The sequence below is a fragment of the Marinobacter caseinilyticus genome (assembly GCF_011074955.1).
Classification (GTDB): domain Bacteria; phylum Pseudomonadota; class Gammaproteobacteria; order Pseudomonadales; family Oleiphilaceae; genus Marinobacter; species Marinobacter caseinilyticus.
Map to the genome: position 1 here is coordinate 302,814 of NZ_WUQJ01000004.1, position 16,694 is coordinate 319,507.

The window sequence follows — 16,694 nt, forward strand, 5'->3', positions numbered from 1 at the left end:
TGAGTTAACAATCACAGTGGGTTCGCTCCCCAGTATCCAGATTCATGACAGTCAGCGCCCCACCCCAGACACAGCCGGTATCCAAACCGATAAACTGATCACTGGGGGTACTGCCTTCAAGCGCCGCCCAGTGGCCGAAAATGATGCGAGTCTGGTCCTGGCGCGGATAGTCAAACCAGGGCGCAAACCCGACCGGGGCATGGTCAGCCGACTCTTTGGTGTTCAATTCCAGTGTGCCATCTTCGGCAATGAATCGCATGCGGGTGAAATAATTCGTGATCAGCCGCCAGCGCGCCATGCCGGTCCAGTCCTCGCGCCAACACTCCGGCTCGTTACCGTACATGTGGGTAAAGTATTCGACCGATGCCGGCCCCCGGATGACCGACGTCACCTCGTTGGCATAACCCAGTGCCTGTTCGACGTTCCAGATATGGGGCAGTCCGGCGTGGGCCATCAGGATGTCACGGTCGGGGTCATAGACGCACAGCGACTGCTGACGCAACCATTCGACCAGTCGATCCAGGTCGGGCGCCCGCAACAGATCACCCAGCGTGTCTTTGCCACGAGGTCTGTGACCGCCCAGTACCACCGCCAACAAGTGCAGGTCATGGTTACCCAGCACCACCTCGGCAGCACCGTCCAGGCTTTCAATAAAACGCAGGGTCGCCAGGGATGACGGCCCTCTGTTGATCAAGTCACCGGCGACCCACAGTCGGTCTCTGGAGGCGCTGAAGCCGATGGTCGCCAGCACCTCCTGCAGACGCTCGTAACAGCCCTGGATGTCGCCTATGGCATAGTCAGTCATCCGAACGTTCCTGCTGCGCCGGCGCGCCGGCGCTGGTCAGGGCATCGGCGATGGTGACGTAGTTCGCCAGCGTCAGGTTCTCTGGTCGCAAGCCGTCGTCTATCCCGAGGTCGTTCAGTTGCTCAGCTGAAATGAGGCTGCCCAGGGCTTTTCGCAAGGTTTTGCGTCGGGCATTGAACGCCGTCCGCACCACAGCCTGGAGCGTTTTCAGATCTTTGGCCGGATGCGGCAATGTCCTGTGCGGCACCAACCGGACAATGGCAGAATCCACCCGGGGGGACGGCCTGAAAGCTCCGGGGCCGACTTCGAACAAGGGCTGTACCTTGCAGAAGTACTGCGCCATGATGCCGAGTCGGCCATAATTGTTATCGCCGGGCACCGCCGCCAGGCGCTGAACCACCTCTTTCTGCAGCATGAAGTGCATGTCCTGCACCACTCCGGATTGGCCCAGCAGATGAAAGATCAGCGGAGTTGAAATGTTGTAGGGCAAGTTACCGACAATCCGTAACGGTTTATCGGTAACCAACTGAGCGAAGTCGAACTTGAGCGCATCACCCTCATGAATCTGGAACCCGGGGTAATTGAAAAACTTGGTTCGCAGCACGGGAATCAAATCACGGTCCAGTTCGACAACGTGCAGGTTGGGATTCACCAACAGGATTTCTTCGGTTAAGGCGCCCAGACCGGGGCCGATCTCCACCATGGTATCGTCCGGCTTGGCATGAATGGAACGGACGATCCGTTCGATCACACCGGCGTCGTGCAGAAAATTCTGACCAAAACGTTTGCGGGCCTGATGCCCTTGCTTGCGACTCACGATAATACTCCCTGCCGACTCAGGGCCATCTCGGCGCCCACGGCAATCGCAGTGTAAAGGCTGCCCGCATCGGCTCGACCCGTACCGGCGAGATCAAGCGCCGTACCATGGTCAACTGACGTGCGAACAATTGGCAGGCCCAGCGTGATGTTCACCGCCCGGCCAAAGCCCTGATACTTCAACACCGGCAAACCCTGATCGTGATACATCGCCAGCACGGCATCGGCGCTGTCCAGCCAGTGCGGCGTGAACAAAGTATCGGCCGGCAGCGGGCCGATCAGATCAATACCCTCCCCGCGCAGATGCTGGAGCGTGGGCTCGATGACATCGATTTCCTCGCGCCCCAAGTGCCCGCCTTCACCGGCATGAGGGTTAAGCCCGGCCACCAGAATGCGCGGATGACGGATGCCAAAGCAGCGCTGCAGATCCTGGTTCAGGATTCGGGTCACCTGGCTCAGACGCTCCGACGTAATCGCTGCCGACACCTCTTTCAGCGGCAAATGCGTGGTCACCAACGCCACCCGCAGGTTTTCGGTGGCCAACATCATCACCACTCGTTCGACCCGGCACAGCGCCTGCAGAAACTCGGTGTGGCCACTGAATGCGATACCGGCGTCATTGATCACGCCTTTGTGGACCGGAGCGGTCACCATGCCGTCAAAGGTGCCGTCAAGGCAGCCTCGGGTGGCCGTTTCCAACGTAGCCAGTACATAGGCACTGTTACCCGTGTCCAGCACCCCGGGGGCGGCGTTGACCAGACCGTCGACCGGAAGCACCGACAGACGGCCGGCCGCCAACGTCGCCGGAGTACCCGGCCGCCAGCGTTCCAGCACAATCGCCAACCCCAACTGATCGGCACGAGCCCTCAGCAATTCCTGACTGGCCACCACCACAAGACCGACTTCTCGGTCACCGCTGGCAACCTGAAGACACAGCTCGGGTCCAATGCCTGCCGGCTCACCGGCTGTGAGCGCCAGGGTCACGGATGCGCTCATGAGGTCTCGCTTTCGCCTTTGGTTTCGTTCTTGAAGTCCACGTAGGCTTCGTCACGAATTTCACGCAACCAGTTTTGCAACTCCACTTCAAACTTGCGGCGATACAGGGCTTGTCGGGCCTCGGCTTCTTTCACTTCGCCACCGATGTCCTTGTTACGACGCTCCTGAACCTCAAGGATGTGCCAACCAAAACGCGAACGGAACGGCCCCTTCAATTCCCCAACGGCGGCTTCATTCATGGCGGTTTCAAACGCAGGCACCATTTCACCACCGCCGATCCAGCCCAGGTTGCCGCCGTCCGAGCCGGACACCGGGTCATCCGAGTATTCCTTCGCCAGGGCGGCGAAGCTTTCACCGTTTTTGATGCGCTGCACCAGCGCTTCTATACGCGCTTCCGCCTCCGCATCCGATACGGTCTCTGTCGGCCGTATCAGGATATGGCGCACCCGGGATTGCTCCACCAATTTCTGATCACCGCCACGTTTGTCGAGCACCGTGATGATGTGAAAACCGCTACCGCTGCGAAGCACCTCCGACGCTTCCCCTTCCGCCAGTTTGGGCGCCACATCGGACACCAGGGAAGGCAACTGATTTTCTGGCCGCCATTCCATGACGCCCCCTTCCAGGGCATTACTGGCGTCGGATTCGGCCACCGCCAGGCTCTGAAAATCAGAACCCGAGCGAATCATCTTCAGCAGGCTGTTGGCTTTTTCCTGAGCCGCATCGACTTCGGCCTGGTTGTTGAAGTCGTCAACCGCAATCAGGATGTGGGCGAGCTGATATTCAATACCGGTGTCGCCCCGTGCGGTTGAAGCCGCCAGGAAATTCTGGACCTCCCGGTTTGTCACCCGTACCCGGTTGTCCACGTTACGTTGCTGCACGCGGCTGAGCAGCATCTCACGACGGATCTGCTCCCGGGCGGCCCGATAACTCATGCCTTCGAGGCTGAGTTGCATCTCAAACTGCGCCAATGTCATGTTGTTGCGGGCAGCGATGTTCTGCAGGGTATCGTTCAGTTCATTGTCGCTGATCCGCATCCCCACTCTGTTGGCCATCTGAAGCTGGATCGAGTCGGTGATCAGCTGTTCAAGGACCCGTTCGTGCAGAATGTCGCTGGGCGGCAGCCGCGTACCCTGAGCGTTGAGCCGGGACACAATGGTACTCACGCGAGCGTCCAGCTCGGACTGCAGAATCACGTCGTCGTTCACAATCGCAATAACGCGATCCAGCGGTTGTCGCTCGGCAAGAGCGGTGGATGCGCTGATCAGCGCCATCACAAAAAACAGGGCTTGTGCGCAGTGGCGCAGGGTCGCCTTCATAGTCACCTCAGTTGTAACGTGCAAAATCGATTCGAGCCCACCGCCTCAGTAGCGGGAACCAAACCGGCGGCGTTCTCGTTCTTCAAAACCATAAATGGCGTCAGAAATCGGATCCGACGCACCACCACTGCCGCCCAGTCCTTTCAACTGGATCTGAAACAGTAAGCGGTTCTCAAGTTTCTGATCATCGGTCAGATAATTCTGACTGACCAATTGGACACTCCAGCAACAGTTGTTGTATTCAATGCCTGCCAGCGAACCGGCGGTTCGATCGGTTTGCGAGTCGTAAACCCACCGTCCGATCAGACTCACATTACGTGTGACCGGAAAGACGGCGCCAATATCCGATTGCTCAAACGTTCCGCGACGATAGCTGTGTCCCAGGGTCGCCAGGTACCGGTAATCCTCCGAGTGAAACACCAGCTGGCTGCGACCTTCAAGCGTCTTATGGATGCGCGGGTCCCACAATCCGCTGGTGCGAATGTCCAAGGTTTGCAGCGGCCGCAAAACCGCCTCGCCGGCGAGCGCGGAATCGCTGCGAGCCTCGGCCCCTTCACCCGCCAGTGACACCTCCCGGGCGTCGTAATAATACACCTGACCGAGGCTCAGGCGGGCTCGCTCGGCACCGGTCACCAGATCATTAAACCGGGTGGTGACTGCCGCGGTCAGCTGATTGGCGTCGCCCACCCGGTCGCCGCCACTGAATCGGTTGCGCTTGAAAAGCTGATCAAAGCTGAATGATTTTAACGCAGTATCAAAGTCGGGGATAAAGCTTTGGTCATCGGCGTCGGCCCAGGCGTAATAGAGCCGTGGTTCCAGGGTCTGGTTATAGGGTATATCGAAAAGCTCGGACTGACGATCAAAATACAATCCGGAATCCCACTCGAATACCGGCACCGTGCGGTCAAAACGGCCGTCGCCGAGGGTGTAATCGTCCAACTGGTAGAGTGTGTGATCGAGGGTGACCGAAGGTCGGGTGTAGCCCCAGAGGGCGCGCATTGGCAGGGCCAGCTCTGGCTGTATCCGTAATCGCTGCCCCGTCGCTCGATCCAACCCGGTCAACGCGGTGTTGTCGCGATCAAACCAGGTGTATTGCCCTTCGAACACAGTGGCCAGTGGCCCCCACTGGTTGTCGAACCCGTACAACACTTCCGGCAGCTGGTCATAAGGTTTGTCCGCCTCGGCGATGCGATCGATGATGGTTTGGAAACCATTCAGGTACGCTTCGAAAAACTGGAACCGGTCGCGGTAACGCACGCCGCCCCGTCGCTGCAAATGGGTTTCCTGGTTGATGTCCAGACTGCGATTGAGGTCGCTCAGGTAATCATTGTCGGACACCACCGAGTAGTCACCATAGCCCAGCCAACCCTTACCCAGATTGGCCCTGGTGGTAAAGTCCAATGCCCAGCGTTCGCCATCGGAGCCCGGCACTTCGCTCCGGTAATCCTGATCATTACCGATGTAGCCCAATTGCAGATCCGACTGCCCGAGGGGTGACAAATAGCGCCCTTCCACCTCGTTGAACAGACCGCGACCGTGGATGTATTGCGGCGTCAGAGTGGCGTCATACTCGGGCGCTAGATTGAGGTAATAGGGTACGGACACAAAAGCGCCGCTGCCGGTATTGGAGGTGCCAAACGAGGGGTATAAAAACCCGGTTTTGCGGCGTTCATCAATGGGAAAGCTGGCGTAGGGCCAGTAAAAAACCGGTACATCCTTGATTTCGAGTCGCACGTGCTTGGCAGTGCCCACACCTTCGGACTGATTCAGGTCAATCTCAGAGGCAACCAGCGACCAGTCGTTCTGATTGGGTGCGCAGGTGGTGAGCGTACCCTGCTGGATCGATACCCGATCAGGTGCTGGGCGCGACAGGCTCAGAGCCGACCCGCGCATTTCGGCGCCGTGCAGCAAAAAAGTGGCGGTGTGGATGCCCAGGCGTCCGGAATCCGTGTCGTAATCCGCCTGTTCGCCGGTCAGCAGAAAGCCTTTACCCCGGCTGACAATCGGGCCCGCCAGTTCCATCTGACCACGACTCTGATCGTAACGCGCCTCAGTCCCGGTTACCGAGAACTGGCCCTGTCGCAGGCGCACATCACCTTGCAGAACCAACGTCTTATCAATTTCATAACGCGCGAACAAACCGCTGGCCTGAAGCGGCTGGCCGCCAGTCGGCCCTTCGACCAGCGACAAGTCCGCGCCACCGGCTTCGGGTTGCACGTAACCACCGCGGCAAAACACGGGCAAGTTTTCGCGTTGCGCATCGGGCAACTGGCCTCTGGGCCGCCAATCAATCTCGGCCGCCGACGGTGACTCATCCGCCCACACGGCACCGGCAGGCGCGAGCAAGCCGGCCACCAGGGCAAGTGCGCAAGCCGCGCTCCGCCCCACCCTGTGCAGACACGGCTGCGGGGTGTGCGCATTCCTGAAATGAGCTGGCACGTTGGCTGAATCCCTGTCCCGATGAGGTGCTAGTATTAAGGACCGCCTAGTTTACACGCCGGGCTCAGGCTTGTTAACGGAAACCGTTTTTGCAAAACCCTTTTACGGGTTGTGTCGGCATCTGCTAACTTTCGTCTTTCACAGCCCCTGAGAAAGCAGCAGAGCCGTCCATGGACACCCGACTACAGGCACTCACTCGTTGGATTCATCAGCACCCCGGCTTTGACCAGGCCCAGTTGGCACCGGTTTCGGGCGATGCCAGTTTCCGCCGGTACTTCCGCGCGACCGGCCTGACCGGCACCGACGCCAGCAGCGTCATTGCGATGGACGCACCACCGGCCCATGAAGACTGCCGCCCCTTTGTCGCAATCGCGCGCCATTGGCGCAACCAGGGTGTCTCGGTACCGGACATCCTTGCCCAAGACCTCGAACAGGGTTTCCTATTACTGGAGGATTTTGGCGACGATCTCATGCTCGGACAGCTCACGGCGCAGAACGCCGACGCCATATACCGTCATGCCATGGCTGAACTGTGCCGCATCCAACACATTCAGGACCACCCGGATTGCCCTCTGCCACCCTACGACACCGCCTTGCTGGACCGGGAAATGGCGTTGTTTCCAGACTGGTTGATCACCCAACAGTTGGGCATCGAACTTTCCAGTCATGACCACTGCATGCTCGACTCGGTTTTTTCCTTTTTGCGCGAGAGCGCGCTCGCCCAGCCTGAGGTGACTGTGCATCGGGACTATCATTCTCGCAACCTGCTGATGCGGCCCGGCAACCCGGTGCCCGGCGTGATTGATTTCCAGGATGCGGTCAAAGGCCCCGTCACCTATGACCTGGTGTCCTTACTGAAAGACTGTTACGTGCGCTGGCCGGAGGAACGCCGGGGACAATGGCTGGAGCATTATCGAACCATCAGCCGGGAGGCCGGGCTCCATCACGCCGATCCTGACACCTTCCGCCAATGGTTTGAACTGATGGGCATGCAACGTCACTTGAAGGCGGCGGGTATTTTTGCGCGCCTGGCGATTCGGGATGGAAAAACCGGCTATCTCGCCGACATTCCCCGCACCGTTCAATATTTGGTGGAAGCCAGTGAACGGCAGGCAGCACTGCGGCATTTTCACGGCTGGCTGGTATCAGTGGTGGTGCCCAGGCTGGCGACACTGGCCCCGGCCACTTCCGAAGCAGGAGGTAACTGAGCCGGTGAATGCCATGATCCTGGCGGCAGGCAAGGGCGAGCGCATGCGGCCGCTCACGCTGACAACGCCCAAACCTTTACTGCCGGCAGGCGGCCAGCCCCTTATCGTCCATCACCTTGAGCGGCTGCGAGCTGCAGGCTTTCGCCAGATTGTCATCAATCACGCCTGGCTGGGCGATCAGATTGAAGCCGCCCTGGGCGATGGAGCCCGTTATGGCCTGGTGATCACTTACTCCCGCGAGCGGGAACCCCTCGAAACCGCAGGCGGCATCCTACAGGCACTGCCATTGCTGACCGACGCAGAGCAGGACTGGTTTTTGGTCATCAATGGCGATATCTGGAGTGATTTTGATCTCTCCGGGCTGGCGCCCCCCGACGATGAAAACCTGCAGGCGGTATTGGTCATGGTCGACAACCCTACCCACCACCCTGCTGGCGATTTTCACCTTCATGGCAATGGCCGCCTGGTCGCTGAAGGCGACAGACGGCTGACGTTTTCCGGCATCAGTCTGCTGCGCCGGGACCTGTTTGAGGGTCTCAGCCACGGCCATCACCGGCTCGCCCCGATACTGAAAGCCGCAATGGCGAAAAACCAGGTCATCGGTGTCCACCACCGAGGCCGCTGGTTTGACATAGGCACCCCGGCGCGCCTGGCCGAACTGGACAAGGCACTGGCCCCTGCGAGTGGTGACTGAGCGATGACACCACTCCCCTCTGACGGCGTCCTGACCGCCCGGACGGAAACCGAGTTTTATGCACTGCTGGATAAACTCAATGCCTGCAACCATCAGGCCCATCATCTGGTTGCCCGGGGCCGCCTGCCCAGATGGTGCCTTCGCAGCCTGTTTTACTTTCTTGGCTACGTCGCAAAGGCCGAAGGTCGGGTAACTCCGGCTGACATTGAGTTCGCCGAGTCCTTAATCAAGTCCCTTCACCTTTCCAAACGCCAACGGCGCAAGGCCATTGAACAGTTTCAGCAGGGCAAACAAGCTTCGGCGCTATCATTCTGGCGGGCCTTGCGACTCCGGATCACGCACCGGTGGTGGCCGGCACCCGCACTGCAAATTGTTTTTTGTCTGTGCCATGCCAGCCAGCTTTTGGGGCAGCCAGGCAAACCACGCCGCTATCGCTGCGAAGACGCCATCGACCACATGGGACTGCCAACTCATATTCTGGAGGAGGTACTGAACAGCTATGCGCGCAAGGTCTGGATTGCCCGGCCGGAGCTGCAACCGCTGCCCGATACCTATGAACAAGCCTGCAAATTACTGGGGGTGAGTACTCGGGAAGCCTTCGAAAAAATGAAACAGGCGTACCGCCGACGGGTATCGGAGTGCCATCCGGACAAGCTCGACCGCACCTTGGGTGAGACCGAACTGGCTTTGGCTAAAGAGCGCCTGCTGCGTTATCAGACGGCGTGGGAACTCATAAAAAGACGTCACACGGGGCGTTGAAATCGCTCACAGATCGTTCGCCCACGCCGTAATGCGGTTCGCCAGCTGCAGAGCATCCCGGGGCAGCGGTCTCGGCGGCATTGCCACCAGCTGCTGCCGATATCGCCGAATCCCTTCCCGCTGCATCAGACTTTTTCGCGCCTGGGCAAACGGGCCTCGCGCCCGGCTGCTAGTAAGCTCCAACACCGGCAAGTCGTCTGCACTTTTCAGCAAGTCCACCAGCGCTGACCGGTCAATGGCGTCAAATTCGGGCGCAATCCACACGACTGCCGGCGTCATTACCTTGCCGGCAATCGCCTGCCGGGTCGCCTGCATGGCACCCTGCCCCAATCCAACCAGCAGCACCCGCTGATACCCCCGGCGCGTCAGTTCCATGACCGCCGCTGACAACTGGGCCTGAACACGATTGTAGTAGCGGTCTTCAAGCGCGTTTATTTTATCGTCGTCCATCACATCAATCATTACGGAGTCGGGCGCGGCAGCGGCCTCAACGCTTGCACCGCCGCCCTCATCGGCCGTGTTTACCGGCCGCGGAGCTTGCCTAACCCGGCGCGACTGCTCCAGCGCCAGCGGCAATGCCGGCAGACCCAGCGTCATGGCCGCCCAACCTGCCTCAGTTAGCGGTTGTCTCAGCGCCTCAATCACGCCCGTATCCGCCGATTGTCCTTCATCGGCCAGCATCAATACTGCACCGGCCGCCTTCGCTGCCCGCTCCGGTTCAAACAGCACCAATGCCCGGCCATACAGCTCGGTCTCCAGCCAAACCGCACGCTCGGGAAAACGCTCGGCCAGGGCCTCGGAGTTCAGTCCCAGTGTCACCATCGCTCGTGACGGCATAGGCGACGGGTTTGCAGACGGTGGCGACGTCGGTGAAGCGGCGGTCGCCGTGGTTGATTCCTCAGCCCAGGCGGGCAGGAAAACCACAAGCAGCAGTGCCGACCAACCGGCCACTCGCGCCTTGCCCTGGTGCTTTTTAAGCATACGCAACCCCGTCACCCCAAATACTTTTTAAGCTGTTAGACTAGCACCCTTTATATCGCAGCGAGCGCTGCCTGTCCTACTTCAGTTTAGCCGAGAGAGCCGTCATGAATCCGTTCCAGATTGCACCCTCCATTCTGTCTGCCGACTTTGCCCGCCTGGGCGAAGAGGTTGATAACGTGCTCGCCGCGGGAGCGGACATCGTTCACTTCGATGTGATGGACAACCACTATGTCCCCAATCTGACCATTGGCCCCATGGTCTGCGAAGCGCTGCGCAAGCACGGTGTAACCGCCCCCATTGACGTGCACCTGATGGTGTCCCCGGTGGACGATCTGATTCGCATGTTCATTGACGCCGGCGCCACTTACATCACCTTTCATCCCGAAGCCTCCGGCCATGTCGACCGGTCACTGCAACTGATCCGCGAAGGGGGGTGCAAGGCCGGGTTGGTGTTCAATCCGGCGACCCCGCTGCACCATCTGGATTACGTCATGGACAAGCTTGACATGATTCTGCTGATGTCGGTGAACCCCGGGTTTGGTGGCCAGAAATTCATTCCCGGCACCCTCAACAAATTGCGGGAGGCTCGCAAGCGTATCGATGCCAGTGGTCGTAACATCCGCCTGGAAGTGGATGGCGGCGTAAAAGCCGACAACATCCGAGAAATTGCGGCCGCCGGTGCGGACACGTTTGTGGCGGGGTCCGCCATTTTCAACACCGATGATTACAAAGCCACCATCGACACCCTGCGCGCCGAATTGGCAAAAGCCCAATGAAGCTGACCGAGTTGTTCGACGGCCAGTGGCCGAGGACCGCGCTGTTTGACCTGGACGGCACACTGGTGGACAGTGCTCCGGACCTGTCCGCTGCCACGGACCAAATGCTGCGCACGCTGGGTCGCAACCCGGCGGGTGAAGCGCGCGTCCGGGAGTGGGTTGGCAACGGCGCCAGTGTTCTGGTGAGGCGAGCACTGGCGGGTCAGTTTGATCACAGCCAGGACCGCGAAACCGATGACATTACCTTTCAACAGGCGCTCGATCTTTTCTTTACCGCCTACGCAAGTCTTAACGGCCGGCGGGCCACTGTTTACGAAGGCGTGGAAGATTTTCTCGCGGCGTTGAGTGAGCAAGGCTGCAAACTGGCCGTTGTCACCAACAAACCGCAGGTGTTTGCCGGACCGCTACTGGAAATGATGGGGCTCGATCACTGGTTTGACTTGGCCATTGGCGGTGACACGCTGCCACTGAAAAAACCCGACCCAACACCACTGCTCCACGCCATCCAGACCCTGAAGGGCGACCCCGAGTCCACGCTGATGGTGGGTGACTCGGTGAATGATATCGCGGCGGCCCACAGCGCCAAGCTGCGAGTCGTCGCCGTTCGTTATGGCTACACTTATGGTACGCCGGTCGATGACCTGGGCGCCGATTTTGTAGTTGATTCACTGGCGGAGCTTTTGTAACCTCATGGGTGTTTCTTTTCACTTTTATGCTTTTGGGAGATTCCTGCCGTGCAGGGACTGAATCTGACTGCAGCGCGAGGCGTTCTCACCACTCGTGCAACCCGATGGTGGCGATGGCGAACCGGCTGATTCCAGCCTGGCGGCGATCTGTCTGAACGTTTTCGCAAGACAGCACCCGTCACACATCCGGCCACACGCATCGTCTCAAAGACCCAACCGGGGCGAGACCCGCAGATCAGATTCAGGAACAGCAGCATGACACCCGAGCAATTCGACTCTTTGACCGCGGCTGGCTACAGCCGAATTCCCGTCTATCGCGAAGTTCTGGCGGACCTGGACACCCCACTCAGCACGTACCTGAAACTGGCCAACGCGCCCTACACCTATCTGCTGGAGTCGGTTCAGGGCGGCGAGAAGTGGGGGCGCTACTCCATCATCGGCCTGCCTTGCCGGGAAGTGCTGCGCGTTAATGGTCATGACGTCACCATTTCCCGCGACGGCAAGGTGGTGGAAGAAACCCACAGCGACGACCCGCTGGCATTCGTGGAAGCCTACCAGCAGCGTTTTCACGCCCCGGACCTGGCGGAATTGCCGAGGTTTAACGGCGGCCTGGTGGGGTATTTTGGCTACGACACCGTACGGTTTATCGAGAAGCGCCTGACGGACACCTGTCCACCGGACAAAATTGGCACCCCCGACATCCTGCTCATGGTCTCGGACGATCTGGTGGTGTTTGACAATCTGCGCGGGCGCCTGCACCTGATCGTACACGTCGACCCAGCGTCTGAAGACGCCTTCAACACGGCCCAGGCCCGGCTTGATGAGCTCGAGGCCCGGTTGCACCGCCAGGTCGCCGACGCCCCGGTGACGCCGGAACACTTGCGTGGCGCCGAGGTCGACGAAGCCGATTTCGTCTCCGGTTTTAACCAGGAGAAGTTTGAAGCCGCCGTCGGCAAAATCAAAGATTACGTGCTCGATGGCGATGTCATGCAAACGGTGATTTCCCAGCGCATGTCGATTCCGTTCGAGGCCCCGCCGCTGAATCTTTACCGATCACTGCGGGTGCTGAACCCATCGCCCTATATGTACTTCCTCGACCTGGGGGATTTTCAGATCGTCGGCTCCTCGCCGGAAATTCTGGCCCGGGTGGAGGACAAGGAAGTTACCGTTCGGCCCATTGCCGGCACCCGCAAACGGGGCGCCACCGATGCCGAAGACAGGGCACTTGAAGCTGAACTGCTGGCCGACCCCAAGGAAATCGCCGAACACCTGATGCTGATTGACCTGGGCCGTAACGATGCCGGCCGGGTCTCCGAAACCGGCACCGTCAAGCTGACCGACAAGATGATCGTCGAGCGTTACTCCCACGTTATGCACATTGTTTCCAACGTAACCGGGCGGCTGCGTGAAGGCATGTCGTGCCTGGATGTTCTGCGCGCGACCCTGCCGGCCGGCACCCTCAGCGGGGCCCCAAAAATTCGCGCGATGGAAATCATCGACGAGCTAGAGCCCGTCAAACGGGGCGTCTACGGCGGCGCGGTGGGTTACCTGTCGTTCAATGGCAATATGGATACCGCGATCGCCATTCGCACCGCTGTGATCAAGGACAACACGCTGCACATTCAGGCCGGCGCCGGCGTGGTGGCGGACTCGATTCCGAAGCTGGAGTGGAAGGAAACCATGAACAAGGGCCGCGCCATTTTCCGCGCGGTGGCCATGACCCTGAACGATTTCGACCACTGAGGCGAGGAGACGATTATGTTGCTGATGATAGACAATTACGACTCCTTCACCTACAACGTGGTGCAGTACCTGGCAGAGCTAGGCGCGGACGTCAGGGTGTTCCGCAACGATGAGATTACCGTGGCCGAGATCGAGGCCATGCAGCCGGAGCGGCTGGTGATCTCGCCGGGACCCTGCACCCCCAATGAGGCGGGTGTCTCCATGGAGGTCATTCGCCATTTTGCCGGTAAGCTGCCAATCCTCGGTGTGTGCCTGGGCCACCAAGCCATTGGGCAGGTGTACGGGGGCGACATCATTCGGGCCGGCAAAGTCATGCACGGCAAGGTATCCCCGGTCTACCATACTGACCAGGGCGTCTTTCGGGGCCTGAACAACCCGCTAAGGGCCACTCGCTACCACAGCCTGGTGATCGACAAAACCACGCTGCCGGATTGCCTGGAAGTGACAGCCTGGACTCGGAACGACGATGAATCAGTGGAGGAAATCATGGGCGTGCGGCACAAATCCTTGCCCATTGAGGGTGTTCAGTTCCATCCTGAATCTATAATGACGGATCAGGGCCATGAACTGCTCCGCAACTTCCTCACCCTCACCCTGTAAGAGAGACGAGCCCATGGATATGAAAGAAGCTCTGAACCGTGTCGCCTCGAACCTGGATCTGTCCCGGGACGAGATGAAGCAGGTTATGCGCATCGTGATGAACGGAGAAGCCACTGACGCCCAGATCGGCGCATTGTTAATGGGGCTTCGCCTGAAAAGTGAAACCATCGACGAGATCACCGGCGCCACGGAAGTCATGCGTGAATTGGCGACGGCGGTCAGCATCAGCGCCGAACCGATGGTCGACATTGTCGGCACCGGGGGCGACGGCGCCAACTTGTTCAATGTGTCCTCGGCCGCCTCGTTTGTGGTGGCCGCCGCCGGCGGCTTTGTCGCCAAGCATGGCAATCGGGCCGTGTCCTCCAAGAGCGGCAGCGCCGACCTGCTGGAGAAAGCCGGTATCAACCTGAACATGAAACCGGAACAGGTCGCCCGCTGCGTGGAGCAGATCGGCGTCGGCTTCATGTTTGCACCCGCGCACCATGGCGCCATGAAACATGCCATCGGGCCACGCAAAGAGCTTGGCATCCGCACTATTTTCAATATCCTGGGCCCGATGACCAACCCCGCCGGCGTCAAGCGCCAGCTTATTGGCGTGTTCAGCCGGGAACTATGCCGGCCAATGGCCGAAGTACTGCAAAAACTTGGTAGCGAACACATCATGGTGGTGCACTCCCGGGACGGACTGGACGAAATCAGTCTGGCCAGCGCCACCTATGTCGCTGAGCTGAAGGACGGCGTCATTCGCGAGTATGAGATCACCCCTGAGGAAATGGGCATCGACAGCCAGTCCCTGGTGGGACTCAGCGTTGAGACGTCGGAGGACTCCCTGCGGCTGATTCACGCCGCGTTTGGCCGCGGCCATGACGCAATGGCCGAGAAGGCCCGCGACATGATCGCCCTTAACGCCGGCGCCGCCATCTACGTGGCCGGGCTGGCCAACACCCTCAAGTTTGGCGTCGACATGGCGCTGGACGCGCTGGGCAGTGGCCTGGCGGCCGGAAAAATGTCCGAATTGGCCGATTTTTCACACTGTTTCGACTGAGTTACTGACCCTTTTATCGACTTAAGCGGCTGACTGCGATGACCACTCAACACCCCGACAAGACCCCCACCATTCTGCGCAAGATCGTGGCGCGTAAATGGGACGAAATCGACAGCCGCAGACGACTTGCCTCGCAGGCCGACCTGAAAGCCCGCGCCGGTGACCAGCCGCCCGCGCGCGGCTTCGCCGCCGCTATGGGCCAGCGCATGGCACAGCAGCAACCGGCGGTGATCGCGGAAATTAAAAAGGCTTCGCCCAGTAAGGGCGTCCTGCGCGACCCGTTCGACCCGACCGCCATCGCGGAAAGCTACGCCCGGGGCGGCGCCACGTGCCTGTCGGTGCTGACCGACAGGGACTTTTTCCAGGGCCACGAAGACTATCTGGTAGCCGCCCGGGACGCCTGCTCCCTGCCTGTGATCCGCAAGGATTTCATGGTCTCGCCGTACCAGGTGTATGAGAGTCGTGCCATCAATGCTGACTGCATCCTGCTGATCGCCGCCTGCCTGACCAGGGATCAGATGCAGGAGCTCGAAGGCATTGCCTCGGAGATTGGTCTGGACGTGCTGGTCGAGGTTCACAATGGCGAAGAGCTGGATGATGCCCTGACCCTTAAAACCCCGCTGGTCGGCATCAACAATCGCAACCTGCACACTTTTGACGTGTCGTTGCAGACCACGCTTGAACTCCACGGCCGGGTTCCAGGCGACCGGCTGACCATCACCGAAAGTGGCATCCTGACTCAGGACGACGTCATGACCATGACCGACCAGGGCATCTACGGGTTTCTGGTGGGTGAATCCTTCATGCGGGCCGACGATCCTGGCAGCAAACTGCAAGCGCTGTTCTTCTGAGCCGGAACGGTCGGTGACACGGATTGTTCTGGTCATATGTGGTGCACGTTCACATACTTGCAATGTTTAACTATTGTTTACGGATCGCCTCTTACTTTAACCATCGCGGTCGTTATACTCGGCGGGTTACATCTGACTTAATCTGTTTGGAACCCCATGAACCCGATTCCCCGTCTGATCGCCATTCTTTGTGTAGCAGTGTTTGCGCCCCTGCTCAGCGCCCAGACGTTTCAATTCCGAACGCTCAAAAACCCCCCACTCGAATTCACCCGCAACGGCGAGGTTGTGGGTATTGCTGTCGACCTTACCCGTGAGGCGGTCAGGCGGACTGGACACACTGCCGAGTTCGAAATCCGACCTTGGAAGCGGGTGCTTTACGAAGTTGCCAAAGGCGATGCCGACGGAGCGCTTAATGCAGGACGTTCGGACGAGCGCGAGATCTGGGGGCTCTATCCGGACGAAGTGCTGATCGACGAGACCTACGTGCTGTTCTCCTCCCAACCCATGGCTTTGCCAGAAGACCTGGCCGGTGTTGAGAAGCTGTCACTGGGCAACCAGCTTGGGTATTTCTACGGTGAAAAATTCCACAATCAAGTCACTACCGAGCGGTTCAAATCCGTTGAAACCACACTCACTATTGAAAAAAATCTTGAGAAGCTGGTGGCCCATCGCACTGACCTGTTCATTGGAGACCTGTTGCCTACCCTGTATTACGTAGACCAACTGGGCCTGGACAACCGCGTTCACGTGGTCAGGCGCGAAGGCAGTCAACAGCCGTTGGTGGTGTCGGTATCGCCTACCTATGTCGCTTTTTCCCGCAAGACCGTCGACCCCCAGTACGTGGAGACATTCGGTGCCGCCCTTCGGGCGATGAAGCAGGACGGCACTTACGACCGTATCGTCGACGCTTACATCAAGCGTTAAAGGCAGCCCTCAAGCAGTTACCCCGCCGCCCGTGGCTGGTTGCGCGGTCTCT

At 59.5% G+C, this 16,694-nt stretch carries 16 protein-coding genes; 10 read left to right on the plus strand and 6 right to left on the minus strand.

Annotated features, from left to right (window positions below; genetic code table 11):
• Positions 1-4: 4 nt before the first annotated feature.
• From GRX64_RS01555 to lptD, 5 genes are read right to left on the minus strand one after another with little or no spacing between them, the layout of a single operon-like run.
• Positions 5-805, minus strand: coding sequence for a symmetrical bis(5'-nucleosyl)-tetraphosphatase (locus GRX64_RS01555; protein WP_166263415.1), 801 nt, complete (start codon positions 803-805; stop codon positions 5-7).
• Positions 798-1,622, minus strand: a complete 825-nt coding sequence (rsmA, locus tag GRX64_RS01560; RefSeq protein ID WP_166263416.1) for a 16S rRNA (adenine(1518)-N(6)/adenine(1519)-N(6))-dimethyltransferase RsmA — start codon at positions 1,620-1,622, stop codon at positions 798-800. Before rsmA ends, GRX64_RS01555 begins: the two co-directional genes overlap by 8 nt.
• On the minus strand, positions 1,619-2,617 hold the full coding sequence (gene pdxA, locus GRX64_RS01565) for a 4-hydroxythreonine-4-phosphate dehydrogenase PdxA (protein WP_166263417.1): 999 nt from the start codon (positions 2,615-2,617) through the stop codon (positions 1,619-1,621). Before pdxA ends, rsmA begins: the two co-directional genes overlap by 4 nt.
• A complete protein-coding gene (locus GRX64_RS01570; protein ID WP_166263418.1) occupies positions 2,614-3,936 on the minus strand; it encodes a peptidylprolyl isomerase in 1,323 nt (440 codons plus the stop codon). The genes pdxA and GRX64_RS01570 overlap by 4 nt, the downstream gene beginning before the upstream one ends.
• 45 nt (positions 3,937-3,981) lie before the next feature.
• Positions 3,982-6,291, minus strand: a complete 2,310-nt coding sequence (lptD, locus tag GRX64_RS01575; protein ID WP_235937479.1) for an LPS-assembly protein LptD — start codon at positions 6,289-6,291, stop codon at positions 3,982-3,984.
• Between the two features lie 254 nt (positions 6,292-6,545).
• On the opposite strand from lptD, the gene GRX64_RS01580 reads away from it, so the two are divergent.
• From GRX64_RS01580 to GRX64_RS01590, 3 genes are read left to right on the plus strand one after another with little or no spacing between them, the layout of a single operon-like run.
• Positions 6,546-7,583 carry an aminoglycoside phosphotransferase family protein gene (locus GRX64_RS01580; protein WP_166263419.1) on the plus strand — a complete coding sequence of 346 codons (1,038 nt, stop codon included), beginning with the start codon at positions 6,546-6,548 and terminating at the stop codon, positions 7,581-7,583.
• Positions 7,584-7,587: 4 nt separating this feature from the next.
• Positions 7,588-8,277: an N-acetylmuramate alpha-1-phosphate uridylyltransferase MurU gene (gene murU / locus GRX64_RS01585; RefSeq protein WP_166263420.1), complete on the plus strand. Its 690-nt coding sequence runs from the start codon at positions 7,588-7,590 to the stop codon at positions 8,275-8,277.
• A 3-nt stretch (positions 8,278-8,280) separates the two neighbouring features.
• On the plus strand, positions 8,281-9,036 hold the full coding sequence (locus GRX64_RS01590; protein ID WP_166263421.1) for a molecular chaperone DjlA: 756 nt from the start codon (positions 8,281-8,283) through the stop codon (positions 9,034-9,036).
• 6 nt (positions 9,037-9,042) lie between these two features.
• Here GRX64_RS01590 and GRX64_RS01595 read toward each other — a convergent pair whose 3' ends face one another.
• The gene (locus GRX64_RS01595) at positions 9,043-10,017 is read right to left on the minus strand and encodes a DUF3530 family protein (RefSeq protein WP_166263422.1); all 975 of its coding nucleotides are present in this window, start codon (positions 10,015-10,017) and stop codon (positions 9,043-9,045) included.
• A gap of 104 nt (positions 10,018-10,121) precedes the next feature.
• On the opposite strand from GRX64_RS01595, the gene rpe reads away from it, so the two are divergent.
• From rpe to GRX64_RS01630, 7 genes are all read left to right on the plus strand, one after another.
• Positions 10,122-10,793: a ribulose-phosphate 3-epimerase gene (rpe, locus tag GRX64_RS01600; protein ID WP_166263423.1), complete on the plus strand. Its 672-nt coding sequence runs from the start codon at positions 10,122-10,124 to the stop codon at positions 10,791-10,793.
• Entirely contained in the window at positions 10,790-11,479 is a 690-nt protein-coding gene (locus GRX64_RS01605) for a phosphoglycolate phosphatase (protein WP_166263424.1), read from the plus strand. Before rpe ends, GRX64_RS01605 begins: the two co-directional genes overlap by 4 nt.
• 255 nt (positions 11,480-11,734) lie before the next feature.
• Positions 11,735-13,222: an anthranilate synthase component I gene (gene trpE, locus GRX64_RS01610; RefSeq protein WP_166263425.1), complete on the plus strand. Its 1,488-nt coding sequence runs from the start codon at positions 11,735-11,737 to the stop codon at positions 13,220-13,222.
• Positions 13,223-13,237: 15 nt separating this feature from the next.
• On the plus strand, positions 13,238-13,822 hold the full coding sequence (locus GRX64_RS01615; RefSeq protein WP_166263426.1) for an aminodeoxychorismate/anthranilate synthase component II: 585 nt from the start codon (positions 13,238-13,240) through the stop codon (positions 13,820-13,822).
• 13 nt (positions 13,823-13,835) lie between these two features.
• Positions 13,836-14,867 (plus strand): anthranilate phosphoribosyltransferase, encoded by a 1,032-nt coding sequence (gene trpD, locus GRX64_RS01620; protein WP_166263427.1) that lies wholly within the window; start codon positions 13,836-13,838, stop codon positions 14,865-14,867.
• 38 nt (positions 14,868-14,905) lie between these two features.
• Positions 14,906-15,718 (plus strand): indole-3-glycerol phosphate synthase TrpC, encoded by an 813-nt coding sequence (trpC, locus tag GRX64_RS01625; protein WP_166263428.1) that lies wholly within the window; start codon positions 14,906-14,908, stop codon positions 15,716-15,718.
• Between the two features lie 156 nt (positions 15,719-15,874).
• Positions 15,875-16,642, plus strand: coding sequence for a substrate-binding periplasmic protein (locus tag GRX64_RS01630; RefSeq protein WP_166263429.1), 768 nt, complete (start codon positions 15,875-15,877; stop codon positions 16,640-16,642).
• The last annotated feature ends 52 nt before the right edge of the window (positions 16,643-16,694 follow it).

Excerpts from the sequence above, each read along its gene's own strand:
- trpC (WP_166263428.1), top strand. The coding sequence starts at position 14,906 with ATGACCACTCAACACCCCGACAAGACCCCCACCATTCTGCGCAAGATC.
- GRX64_RS01590 (WP_166263421.1), top strand. The coding sequence starts at position 8,281 with ATGACACCACTCCCCTCTGACGGCGTCCTGACCGCCCGGACGGAAACC.
- GRX64_RS01595 (WP_166263422.1), bottom strand. The coding sequence starts at position 10,017 with ATGCTTAAAAAGCACCAGGGCAAGGCGCGAGTGGCCGGTTGGTCGGCA.
- GRX64_RS01615 (WP_166263426.1), top strand. The coding sequence starts at position 13,238 with ATGTTGCTGATGATAGACAATTACGACTCCTTCACCTACAACGTGGTG.
- GRX64_RS01555 (WP_166263415.1), bottom strand. The coding sequence starts at position 805 with ATGACTGACTATGCCATAGGCGACATCCAGGGCTGTTACGAGCGTCTG.
- rpe (WP_166263423.1), top strand. The coding sequence starts at position 10,122 with ATGAATCCGTTCCAGATTGCACCCTCCATTCTGTCTGCCGACTTTGCC.
- GRX64_RS01580 (WP_166263419.1), top strand. The coding sequence starts at position 6,546 with ATGGACACCCGACTACAGGCACTCACTCGTTGGATTCATCAGCACCCC.
- pdxA (WP_166263417.1), bottom strand. The coding sequence starts at position 2,617 with ATGAGCGCATCCGTGACCCTGGCGCTCACAGCCGGTGAGCCGGCAGGC.
- GRX64_RS01570 (WP_166263418.1), bottom strand. The coding sequence starts at position 3,936 with ATGAAGGCGACCCTGCGCCACTGCGCACAAGCCCTGTTTTTTGTGATG.
- GRX64_RS01630 (WP_166263429.1), top strand. The coding sequence starts at position 15,875 with ATGAACCCGATTCCCCGTCTGATCGCCATTCTTTGTGTAGCAGTGTTT.
- trpE (WP_166263425.1), top strand. The coding sequence starts at position 11,735 with ATGACACCCGAGCAATTCGACTCTTTGACCGCGGCTGGCTACAGCCGA.
- trpD (WP_166263427.1), top strand. The coding sequence starts at position 13,836 with ATGGATATGAAAGAAGCTCTGAACCGTGTCGCCTCGAACCTGGATCTG.
- GRX64_RS01605 (WP_166263424.1), top strand. The coding sequence starts at position 10,790 with ATGAAGCTGACCGAGTTGTTCGACGGCCAGTGGCCGAGGACCGCGCTG.